This is a genomic window from Yersinia entomophaga, from assembly GCF_001656035.1.
In the GTDB taxonomy this organism is placed as follows: Bacteria; Pseudomonadota; Gammaproteobacteria; order Enterobacterales; family Enterobacteriaceae; genus Yersinia; species Yersinia entomophaga.
The window spans coordinates 1,506,477-1,517,125 of record NZ_CP010029.1; the positions used below are offsets into that span (position 1 = coordinate 1,506,477).

Sequence of the window (10,649 nt, forward strand, 5' to 3'; positions counted from 1 at the left end):
TACGCGATCTTGGTTTAAACATGATATTGGCGCGACAGGTTGTGTACCGCTTCAACGAATACGCCCGCATGCTCTGGCGGCACATCCTGATGGATACCGTGGCCCAGATTGAACACGTGGCCTTCGCCATGCCCAAAGCCAGCCAGAATCGAGCTTACCTCCTGCTGAATACGTGCTGCTGGCGCATACAACACCGAGGGATCCATATTGCCTTGTAGAGCCACTTTATCGCCCACGCGACGACGTGCTTCAGCGATATCCAGAGTCCAATCCAACCCTAATGCATCACAACCGGTTGCCGCCATTGCTTCCAGCCACTGTCCGCCTCCTTTGGTGAAGAGAGTGACTGGCACACGACGGCCGTCGTTCTCGCGGATCAAACCGGCGACAATTTTGTGCATATATTGCAGGGAGAATTCGAGGTAGTCACGGCCAGTCAATACGCCGCCCCAAGTATCAAACACCATCACCGACTGCGCACCGGCTTTAATTTGCGCATTCAGATACAAAATCACGCTATCGGCCAATTTATCCAGCAGCAGATGCAACGTAGCCGGTTCGGCATACATCATTTTTTTCAGCTTGGTAAAGGCTTTGCTGCTACCACCTTCGACCATATAGGTCGCCAGCGTCCACGGGCTACCAGAGAAACCGATCAGCGGCACTTGCCCTGCCAGCTCGCGGCGAATGGTGCGTACTGCGTTCATCACATAGCCCAGTTCTTGCTCTGGGTCCGGTATTGGCAGTTTTTCGACGTCAGCACGACAAGTAATCGGTGATTGAAAACGCGGGCCTTCGCCCGTTTCAAAATAAAGCCCCAATCCCATTGCGTCAGGAATGGTCAGAATATCGGAGAATAGGATCGCCGCGTCCAGCGGATAGCGACGCAAAGGCTGCAAAGTGACTTCACAGGCTAACTCTGCGTTCTTACACAGCGCCATAAAATCCCCGGCCTGCGCACGGGTCGCCTTGTATTCTGGCAAATAACGCCCCGCCTGCCGCATCATCCATACTGGGGTAACATCTACGGGCTGACGAAGTAAGGCGCGCAGATAACGATCGTTCTTCAACTCATTCATATGGGGCTCCCTTAATGATCTGGCGCTATTGTAGCATGCCTGATTTAGCTGTCCTGTTCGGTGCGGCACAATGCCACGGTATCTTCGATTAAACGGCGGGCTACAGTACCGGGCGGCGGCAACAGCGGCAGTTGATCGTAACGATACCAATTGGCGTTGAGCAATTCTTTTGGATCGTGGCGCAATTCGCCGCTGTCATACTCCGCCATAAAAGCAATCATCAATGAATGCGGGAACGGCCAGGGCTGCGAGGTCACGTAGTGTAGATTTTTAATACGAATATTGCTTTCTTCCATCACTTCGCGGGCGGTCGCCTGTTCCAGCGTTTCGCCCACTTCGACAAAACCTGCTAATACCGTATGAATGCCGCCACGATGACGCACATGCTGAGCCAGCAAAATTTCTTCGCCGCGCCGAATCGCTACGATTACGCAGGGCGCGATTTGCGGATAATAACGTTCACGGCAATGGTTGCACAGACAGGCCCATTCGGTGCGGCTGGCATGCATTTGATGACCGCAGTAACCGCAAAAACGGTGAGATCGGTAAAACTCCGCCAATTGCACGCCACGACCAGCCAACTGGAATAAACCGCGATCGACATCCAGTAACTGACGCACCGATCCCATTTCGCTGGACATCAGTTGGCGAATTAACCAAACCGCCTGCCCTTGCCATTCGCCGATCTGTCGGGCCGTTTTTCCCTGTAATGACCAAAGTGCCGCGCTACCGTAGGGTAATTCCCCTTTGGGCAGCCACAATTTGTTCTCATGGCTAACGATCCACCAGCCATGTTCCTCACCTGTAAGTTGTAGTTCCATATCGTTGTTGCACAACCTCGACTTCACTGGCAATCTAGAATCTGGCTTGTTACATTTTTGTAACCTACCGTTACTTTTTCTTACTCACGGAGTCAATCATGCTCAACCGACTGGAAAGCCTGACTCAACGCGTTGGCGGCAGTAATGAATTAATTGATCAATGGCTTCATGCACGCAAAGAACTGTTAGTCTCGTATTGCACCGTGATCGGTATTAAACCGCTAAAGGAAAAGCATACCCCGCTCAATCAAAAAGCGCTGGAGAACTTTTGCCATAATTTGGTGGATTACCTCTCCTCCGGCCACTTCCATATTTACGACCGAATAATCAAACAGGCAGAAGGTGCCTCTAGCCCAAAAATGGCGCTGGCAACCAAGTTCTATCCGGCGCTAAAAGATAATACTCAAACTATCATGGCTTTCCACGATCGCTATACCGACAATGAGATCGATCAGGATAGCTGCTTCGAATTCCATCAGGCATTATCGGACATCGGCGAAGCGCTTGACGCTCGTTTTACTCTGGAAGACAAATTGATCCAACTGGCCGCCGAATCCTGGGAAGCCGCTCACCCTGCGGCCACCGAAGATCCGAAGAATTAACGCCATTATTCGCGCGGATCTATTACGCAAACTTGAGCTTACACTGAGTCGCGAGCATTTGGATCACAGCCCAAATTCAAAACGACAAATAAAATAGCTTATAAGACATACTTGTAGTTTTTATTCTCTCTCCTATACTGAGGCTTCTTGTCGGAGTGCCTAGCGCAGGCTTTTTATCCAAGCAACGCGCAGGCTGAGACCGTTAATTCGGGATCCGCGGAACCTGATCGGGTTAGTACCCGCGAAGGGAACAAGAGTAATTTATCGCTATCGCACGGCTTTCACCTTTAATGGATGAGCTCCGTCGCACCTGGCTAACATCGTTACTCCCGCCAAGCTCCAGACAAGCAATTTTCCCAATAAACCACACTGGTAGGAATTTGCTATGTCTAATAATACTCATGCTTCTCCATTGGCTGCATCAGCCAAACCCAAAGCCCGTCCACGCAAAGAACAACGTGAAGATGCCCAACAGTTTATCAATACGCTACAAGGCGTTAGCTTCCCTAATTCTCAACGGATCTACCTGCAAGGCTCAAGATCGGACATTCAGGTGCCGATGCGTGAGATTCAGCTCAGCCCAACCTTAATCGGCGGCGGCAAAGACGATCCTCGCTATGAAGATAACGAAGCGATTCCAGTCTATGACACCGCGGGTCCCTACGGCGATCCTCAGGCCAAACTAGATGTTCACGCAGGATTACCGAAACTGCGCGATAGCTGGATCGCCGATCGTCAGGATACCGAAATGCTGGAGGGCGTAAGCTCCGGTTTCACTCAGCAGCGTTTAGCGGATGAAGGTTTGGATCATTTACGTTTCGAACATTTGCCACGCCCTAAAAAGGCGATTGCGGGCAAATGCGTAACCCAACTGCACTACGCCAGAGCGGGTATCGTCACGCCGGAAATGGAATTTATCGCTATTCGGGAAAACATGGGTCGTGAACGTATTCGCGGCGAAGTGTTACGCCACCAGCACCCGGGACAAGCCTTTGGTGCCCATTTACCGGAAAATATTACGCCGGAATTTGTTCGTCAGGAAGTCGCCGCTGGCCGCGCCATTATCCCCGCCAATATTAACCATCCAGAATCTGAGCCGATGATTATTGGCCGGAATTTCCTAGTAAAAGTGAATGCCAATATCGGTAATTCCGCAGTGACCTCCTCTATCGAAGAAGAAGTGGAAAAGCTGGTCTGGTCCACCCGCTGGGGCGCGGATACCGTCATGGACTTGTCCACCGGCCGCTATATTCACGAAACCCGCGAATGGATTTTGCGTAATAGCCCGGTGCCGATCGGGACTGTACCTATCTACCAGGCGCTGGAAAAAGTGAACGGCGTGGCGGAAAACCTGACCTGGGAAATGTTTCGCGACACTTTGCTGGAACAAGCCGAGCAAGGAGTGGATTACTTCACCATTCACGCAGGCGTACTGCTGCGTTACGTACCAATGACCGCCAAACGCCTGACCGGCATCGTCTCCCGCGGCGGTTCGATCATGGCCAAATGGTGTCTATCCCATCATCAGGAAAACTTCCTGTATCAGCATTTCCGCGAAATCTGCCAAATCTGCGCCGCTTACGACGTTTCATTATCACTGGGTGACGGCCTGCGCCCCGGTTCTATTCAAGATGCCAATGATGAAGCGCAATTTGCCGAATTGCATACTTTGGGCGAGTTAACCAAGATCGCCTGGGAATACGACGTGCAGGTGATGATCGAAGGTCCCGGCCACGTACCAATGCAAATGATCCGCCGCAATATGACAGAAGAACTGGAACATTGCCACGAAGCGCCATTCTATACGCTGGGGCCGCTAACCACCGATATCGCACCGGGTTACGATCATTTCACTTCCGGCATTGGTGCCGCTATGATCGGCTGGTTTGGCTGCGCCATGCTGTGTTACGTCACGCCGAAAGAACATCTGGGTCTGCCAAACAAAGAAGATGTTAAACAAGGACTTATTACCTACAAAATCGCCGCTCACGCTGCGGATCTGGCCAAGGGGCATCCCGGTGCACAAATTCGCGATAACGCTATGTCCAAAGCGCGTTTTGAATTCCGTTGGGAAGATCAGTTCAATCTAGCGTTAGATCCTGAAACCGCACGCGCTTATCACGATGAAACCCTGCCGCAGGAGTCTGGCAAAGTGGCTCACTTCTGTTCCATGTGCGGGCCGAAATTCTGTTCGATGAAGATCTCCCAGGAAGTGCGCGACTACGCGGCAGCGCAGGAGGCAGAGGCCCAAAAAATCCAGATCCAACCCTCATTGGAAACCCAGCAATCCGGCATGGAACAAATGTCCGCCGAATTCCGTTCTCGTGGCAGCGAGTTATATCACAGCGCCAGCATTCGTCAGGTAGAGGTCAATGATGAACAAGCCTGACGCACCTTTTGCTACTACCGAAAATCGGCTAGGACTTTATCCAGTGGTGGATTCACTGGAATGGATCGAGCGCATGCTGGAAGCTGGCGTTACTACGCTGCAACTGCGTATCAAAGACGCAACGGACATGCAGGTCGAGGATGATATTGCCGCCGCAATTGCCTTAGGTAAGCGCTATCAGGCTCGGCTATTCATCAACGATTACTGGCAGTTAGCCATCAAATACGGTGCTTACGGCGTTCATCTGGGACAGGAAGATCTGGAAATCGCCGATTTACCGGCCATTCAACGCGCCGGTTTACGCCTCGGCGTGTCTACTCATGATGAGCAAGAACTGGCGCTAGCGCGGGAACTGCGCCCGTCTTATATCGCTTTGGGACACATTTTCCCAACCGAAACCAAGCACATGCCGTCTTCTCCTCAGGGAGTCGCGGCGTTAACCCGTCAGGTCGCCAAAACCTCCGATTTCCCTACGGTTGCCATTGGTGGCATCACTATGGAGCGCGTGCCGCAGGTAGTCGCCAGCGGCGTGGGTAGCGTAGCTGTGGTCAGTGCCATTACTCGTGCGGAAAATTGGCAGCACACAACCGCGGAATTACTGCGTTTGGTTGAAGGTAAGGAGACAATTCATGCCTTATGAACAGTTGAACGATCAGGATTTCCTGCGCTATAGCCGCCAATTATTGTTGGAAGATATCGGCCCGGAGGGACAGCAGAAGTTCAAGCAGTCTAGCGTGCTGATTGTCGGTCTGGGCGGCCTTGGCTCTCCGGCCGCGCTGTATTTAGCCGCTGCGGGAGTTGGGAAACTGTGGCTAGCCGATGACGATACATTGGATATCAGTAACCTACAGCGGCAGGTTCTTTATTGCACCACCGATATCGGCCAGAGCAAAGCTCAGTTAGCTCAGCGTCGTTTACAGAATCTTAATCCGCAAATTGAAACTATCAGCCTTGATAGACGTTTAGCCGGTAGCGATCTGGCTGACGCCGTTGCCGCCGCTGATCTGGTGCTGGATTGCTGCGATAACATGGCAACCCGCCATCAAGTCAACGCTGCCTGCGTACAAGCTGGAAAACCCTTGATTAGCGGCAGCGCAGTCGGATTCAGCGGCCAATTACTGATTATCGAACCGCCTTACGCCAACGGCTGCTACGCCTGCCTTTATCCCGGAAAAGAAACGCAGCAAAGAAATTGTCGCACTGCTGGCGTCCTTGGCCCAGTTGTCGGCGTCATCGGCACCCTGCAAGCATTAGAAGCGATAAAAATGCTGGCGGGAATGCCATCGGCGCTGAGCGGGAAACTGCGCTTATTTGATGGAAAACAGCAAAGCTGGAGCACTCTACGCTTAAGCAAAGCCTGTCATTGCCAAATCTGTGGAGAAGCCCAGTGAAAGTCTCGATCAATGATGAACTCATCGAGTTGGAAGCTAACCTGACGGTCAATTCCATGCTAAGCCAATTGGGTTATGACCAGCCGGGCACCGCGCTGGCTATCAATCAAACCATCATTCCCCGTGATAACTGGGATCACCATTTGTTACTGAATGGCGATGACATTTTGCTGTTTCAAGCGATTGCCGGAGGCTGATATGTTGAAAATTGCTGATACCACTTTTACCTCACGTTTATTTACCGGAACGGGAAAATTTGCCACGCCAGCCTTGATGCTGGACGCATTGCGCGCCTCCGAATCGCAGTTAGTGACCATGGCGATGAAACGGGTGGATCTGAAATCAGGCAATGACGCTATTCTGGCTCCATTGCAACAGCTTGGTATTCGTTTGCTGCCTAATACTTCTGGAGCAAAAACTGCGGAAGAAGCAGTGTTTGCTGCGCGTTTGGCTCGGGAAGCGCTGGGTACGCATTGGATCAAACTGGAAGTACATCCAGACGTAAAATATCTGCTGCCAGATCCAGTAGAAACCCTGAAAGCGGCAGAGATTCTGGTCAAAGATGGCTTTGTGGTCATGCCTTACTGCGGCGCCGATCCGGTACTATGCAAACGTCTGGAAGAAGTTGGCTGTGCCGCCGTGATGCCGCTTGCTTCCCCGATTGGCTCTAATCTAGGGCTGTTAACTCGTGATTTCCTGCGGATTATTATCGAACAAGCCAAAGTACCTGTCGTAGTCGACGCTGGAATTGGCGCACCTAGCCATGCGTTGGAAGCAATGGAATTGGGTGCAGACGCGGTTCTGGTCAATACCGCCATCGCCGTTGCCCAATCGCCAGTGCGAATGGCGCAGGCATTTAAACTGGCCGTCGAAGCTGGAACGCTGGCTCGTCTGGCCGGTTTAGGCCCTCGCCAACAGCAGGCTAGCGCCACCAGCCCGCTGACCGCTTTCCTTAGCCAAAGTGAGGAACGCCATAATGCCTGAAGACTTTCGTCATCGCTGGCAGCAGTTAGATTGGGATGACATTTCACTGCGCATCAACAGTAAAACCGCCCGTGATGTAGAACGGGCGTTAAATAGCAGCAAGCCGGATCGGGAAGATCTGATGGCGTTGATTTCACCGGCGGCGTTAGCTTATCTGGAACCGATGGCACAGAAAGCTCAACAGCTTACTCGCCAACGCTTCGGTAATACCGTTGGTTTTTATGTGCCGCTGTATCTCTCTAATCTGTGCGCCAATGATTGCACCTACTGCGGTTTCTCAATGAGTAACCGGATTAAGCGTAAGACGTTGGATGAAGAGGAAATTATTCGCGAGTGCGAAGCGATTAAAGCCCTGGGATTTGAGCATCTATTGTTGGTTACCGGTGAGCATCAAACCAAAGTGGGAATGGACTATTTCAGGCAGCATTTACCCACCATTCGCGGCCGTTTCAGCTCGCTGATGATGGAGGTGCAACCGCTGGAAGAAGAAGAGTACGCCGAGCTGAAAACCTTGGGTTTGGACGCGGTGATGGTGTATCAGGAAACTTATCACACCGCCACCTACCACCAGCATCATTTACGCGGGCAGAAGCAGGATTTCCATTGGCGACTCGCCACGCCGGATCGTTTGGGTCGCGCGGGGATCGACAAGATCGGTTTGGGCGCACTGATCGGTTTGTCTCATAACTGGCGTACTGATTGCTATATGCTGGCTGAGCATTTGTTTTATCTACAACAAACTTACTGGCAAACCCGCTATTCCATCTCGTTTCCACGTTTGCGTCCATGCGCTGGCGGAATTGAGCCAGCGTCACTGATGAGCGAATCGCAGTTGGTGCAACTGATCTGTGCTTTTCGCCTGTTTGCTCCTGATGTAGAACTGTCACTCTCCACTAGGGAGTCACCGTTCTTTCGCGATCACGTTATTCCGGTGGCGATTAACAGCGTCAGCGCCGGTTCGAAAACCCAGCCGGGCGGTTATGCCGATGACGAACATCCGGAGTTGGAACAGTTTGCACCCCATGATAATCGCTCGCCACAGCAGGTGGCACAGGCTCTCATTCAAACCGGCTTACAACCGGTCTGGAAAGACTGGGATCGCTATTTGGGGCGTTCTCTCTCATCGCTCGGCTCTACACCCATAGATTAAGTGTTGTAAGGGTGTTGAATTAAATTATTGAGCGGGTAAAGCAGCTCCAGTGCTGGCAGCACTGAAGCTGGCTTTAACTCGATTCGAAAAGTCACAGCCACTTAAAAGTTGGCATTAATCACTGTGTCTATAATTTCGCCCTCTTGCGCATCAACACAATCAGACACAATGATCCCCAAATAACTTTTGGTTCTATATTTATATTCAATAGAAAACCACTTATTAATACCATCATAGTCTGTAAATCCGTTAGCTCCGATAAAAGGAGTAACCAGGTATCCACCTATACTTGTGTAATTAATATATATTTCATCATCTCTTTTACTTTTAGCCAACTCGATTAAGTCATTAATGGGCTTTCTTTTATTTATTATTGATAATACGGTATAATCAGAATATTCGTCCTGCACATGCACTTTACAATAACCATTATCGATAACAAAAGTTTTATTATCTTCCCATGGCATGATATTAATCCCCTGCTCTCCGCCTTGATATCGACGTAATAGGATTATTTTTCCTCGAATTTCCTCAATAGAGGGTATTCTGTTCTCGATAAAAAAATAATCAATATATGCAACTAAGTAACTTTTTAATAAAACGTCGTTAAATATTTCGTTGCTACCCTCCTGTTTTATCGAAAGCATAATAAACTCTGTCGGGTTATTTTTTATAAATACCAAGCAACTAGCTAATACATCGCTGAGGTTCTGATTCAGATAGACGTTACTATGATAGAGTGCTAATACATCCTCAACCAGGCGACATCTTATATCCAAGAAACGAATGCCGTTATTCAATTGGATATCTATATCCCATAGTTGGGTCTGAATCTGTCCCGTTGGTGTCATAAAAGGAAAAAAAACCGCTGAGTTATTTGTTCCAGGAATAGATACGTTACTCAGTAACATTGAATTACCTAACTTCCCCATCCAATTCTTTCTATTCATAAATTACATCCTTGTATGAAGCTTGAAGTATGATTGAGCTTATCCAGTCAATTTCGTACGTTTAATCGATGTCAAAATTTGATCTCAAAATGATATTCATCATTGCTGCATTATTGGTATCGACAAAATCAGAGACTATTATTCCTAATTGACATGTTTTACATTTCCTGTATTCATCAGCAAACCATTTATTAAGTCCATGTATAAAAACATTACCCACCGCCCCTAATTTTGGAGTCACAGTCACATCACTTAAACTGGTAAAGTTAATATATAATGCATTCTTTTCCCTAACCCTGGCACGTTTTATTAATTTAGCCACATATTCTCTTTTGTTATCAAAGTTTGAAAAATTATAGCCAGAGTATTTATCTTGAATATATATATTGTAATTTCTATTTTTGATCGTAAAGGTGTCATTATCTTTCCATTGAGTAGCATTAATACCTAAATCACCTCCGTAATAACGCCGAAAAAGAACAATTTTCCCAGCAATCTCCTTAACAGTCGGAATTTTATTTTTTATGAAAAAAAAGTCATTATGATTTTTTATATATCGCTCAGACATGACCTTGTGAAATGGCATGGTACTATCTTTTTCGGTATATTCTTTTTTAACTGAAAGTATAATAAATTCTGTCGGATTATCTGATAAAAACTTAATACAAGTCGCTAATATATCTCCGAAATTTAAACCTAAATAAACGCTTCCATGGTGCAGAGTTAATACATTTTCAATAAGACGACACCTGATATCGAGAAATCTTATACCATGATCTAATTGCTCTCTTATATTCCATCGCTGCGTCTGAACATATCCAAATGAAATAGGATGATGGGTATATGCAGCGGAATCATGAGTTCCAGGAATAGAGAGTTCACTCAGAAACCTTGATTCATCTACCAATCCGATCCAGTTATTAGTAGCACCTATCATAAATTTATATCCTTATATAAGATAAAACTCCTACGATATATAGCAAATACTCTATTACAATTAACATAATTCAGAAAAACATTCTATCGAGAATAAATGTAAGCATGCAGACTTATTATAGAAATAATAAAATTAAAAATAGAATGTATTGAATATTTAAGGTGTATTCAGATACGACGGTATCATGCCTGGCTGAGAAAGTAAGGGGGATGACAAATAGCATCGTGGAAAGAAATGAGGTCAACATCTTGAAAATCGGCGTAAAAAAAATCCGAGAATGAAAACATTCTCGGATTTTACTCAGTATAAGAATCGTTCAACGGATCCTTATACTGATTGGCATTAC

General features: G+C 48.1%; 11 protein-coding genes and 1 riboswitch. Of the genes, 7 read left to right on the top strand and 4 right to left on the bottom strand.

The window, feature by feature from the left end; all coding sequences use genetic code 11:
* Positions 1–14: 14 nt before the first annotated feature.
* Both hemE and nudC read right to left on the bottom strand, forming a co-directional pair.
* Positions 15–1,079 (bottom strand): uroporphyrinogen decarboxylase, encoded by a 1,065-nt coding sequence (gene hemE / locus PL78_RS06850; protein ID WP_064514230.1) that lies wholly within the window; start codon positions 1,077–1,079, stop codon positions 15–17.
* A gap of 44 nt (positions 1,080–1,123) precedes the next feature.
* Positions 1,124–1,900, bottom strand: coding sequence for an NAD(+) diphosphatase (gene nudC / locus PL78_RS06855; RefSeq protein WP_064514232.1), 777 nt, complete (start codon positions 1,898–1,900; stop codon positions 1,124–1,126).
* A 98-nt stretch (positions 1,901–1,998) separates the two neighbouring features.
* Here nudC and PL78_RS06860 point away from each other — a divergent pair, with 98 nt between their 5' ends.
* The 7 genes from PL78_RS06860 (at position 1,999) to thiH (ending at position 8,416) form a co-directional block, all read left to right on the top strand.
* Positions 1,999–2,502: an Rsd/AlgQ family anti-sigma factor gene (locus PL78_RS06860; protein WP_064514234.1), complete on the top strand. Its 504-nt coding sequence runs from the start codon at positions 1,999–2,001 to the stop codon at positions 2,500–2,502.
* Positions 2,503–2,643: 141 nt separating this feature from the next.
* Positions 2,644–2,769: riboswitch (TPP riboswitch) on the top strand.
* Positions 2,770–2,887: 118 nt separating this feature from the next.
* On the top strand, positions 2,888–4,891 hold the full coding sequence (gene thiC, locus PL78_RS06865) for a phosphomethylpyrimidine synthase ThiC (RefSeq protein ID WP_064514236.1): 2,004 nt from the start codon (positions 2,888–2,890) through the stop codon (positions 4,889–4,891).
* Complete coding sequence (gene thiE / locus PL78_RS06870) at positions 4,875–5,531, top strand: thiamine phosphate synthase (RefSeq protein ID WP_084414301.1); 657 nt, start codon at positions 4,875–4,877, stop codon at positions 5,529–5,531. Before thiC ends, thiE begins: the two co-directional genes overlap by 17 nt.
* On the top strand, positions 5,521–6,282 hold the full coding sequence (locus PL78_RS06875; protein ID WP_064514238.1) for a HesA/MoeB/ThiF family protein: 762 nt from the start codon (positions 5,521–5,523) through the stop codon (positions 6,280–6,282). The genes thiE and PL78_RS06875 overlap by 11 nt, the downstream gene beginning before the upstream one ends.
* Positions 6,279–6,479 carry a sulfur carrier protein ThiS gene (thiS, locus tag PL78_RS06880; RefSeq protein ID WP_064514240.1) on the top strand — a complete coding sequence of 67 codons (201 nt, stop codon included), beginning with the start codon at positions 6,279–6,281 and terminating at the stop codon, positions 6,477–6,479. Before PL78_RS06875 ends, thiS begins: the two co-directional genes overlap by 4 nt.
* A 1-nt stretch (position 6,480) precedes the next feature.
* A complete protein-coding gene (locus PL78_RS06885) occupies positions 6,481–7,266 on the top strand; it encodes a thiazole synthase (RefSeq protein ID WP_064514242.1) in 786 nt (261 codons plus the stop codon).
* Positions 7,259–8,416 carry a 2-iminoacetate synthase ThiH gene (gene thiH / locus PL78_RS06890; RefSeq protein ID WP_064514244.1) on the top strand — a complete coding sequence of 386 codons (1,158 nt, stop codon included), beginning with the start codon at positions 7,259–7,261 and terminating at the stop codon, positions 8,414–8,416. The genes PL78_RS06885 and thiH overlap by 8 nt, the downstream gene beginning before the upstream one ends.
* 101 nt (positions 8,417–8,517) lie before the next feature.
* On the opposite strand, the gene PL78_RS06895 is transcribed toward thiH, so the two are convergent.
* Entirely contained in the window at positions 8,518–9,366 is an 849-nt protein-coding gene (locus PL78_RS06895) for a phosphatidylinositol-specific phospholipase C (RefSeq protein WP_064514246.1), read from the bottom strand.
* Positions 9,367–9,427: 61 nt separating this feature from the next.
* Positions 9,428–10,303, bottom strand: a complete 876-nt coding sequence (locus PL78_RS06900; RefSeq protein ID WP_064514248.1) for a phosphatidylinositol-specific phospholipase C — start codon at positions 10,301–10,303, stop codon at positions 9,428–9,430.
* Positions 10,304–10,649 lie beyond the last annotated feature (346 nt).